The sequence below is a fragment of the Zestomonas ipomoeae genome, from assembly GCF_057128665.1.
Map to the genome: position 1 here is coordinate 1 of NZ_JBSKHQ010000056.1, position 536 is coordinate 536.

The 536-nt window shown below is 65.1% G+C and carries 1 pseudogene; it reads right to left on the reverse strand.

Going from position 1 to position 536, the window contains the following annotated elements:
- A pseudogene (gene algD / locus ACWKV7_RS23700) lies at nucleotides 1–536 on the reverse strand (GDP-mannose 6-dehydrogenase); the annotation flags it as partial.

The window sequence follows — 536 nt, forward strand, 5'->3', positions numbered from 1 at the left end:
GCGACCTTGCGCTTGTCGTAGCTGGCGATCATGTCGAAGGCCTTTTGCACCTGGTAGGCGTTGCTGCGCATCAGCGCGCCGAGCATCGGGTGCTCGACGTCCAGCTGGCTGGCGCGGTAGGTGAGGGCGCGCACGTCCTTGGGCAGGCAGGAGCCGCCGAAGGCGAAGCCGGGGCGCATGTAGTACTGGGAGAGGTTGAGCTTGCGGTCCTGGCAGACCACTTCCATCACCTCGCGGCCGTCGACGCCGACCGCCTTGGCGATGTTGCCGATCTCGTTGGCGAAGGTGACCTTGGCGGCGTGCCAGACGTTGCAGGTGTACTTGATCATCTCGGCGACGGCGATCGACTTGCGGATGATCGGTGCGTCCAGCTCGCGGTAGATCTCCTCCAGGGCATCGCCGGAGAGGCTGTCGAACTCGCCGATGACGGTCATCGGCGGGTAGTTGTAGTCCTTGATCGCAGTGCTCTCGCGCAGGAACTCGGGGTTGACCGCGACGCCGAAGTCTTCGCCGGCGCGCTTGCCGGAGCAGTCTTC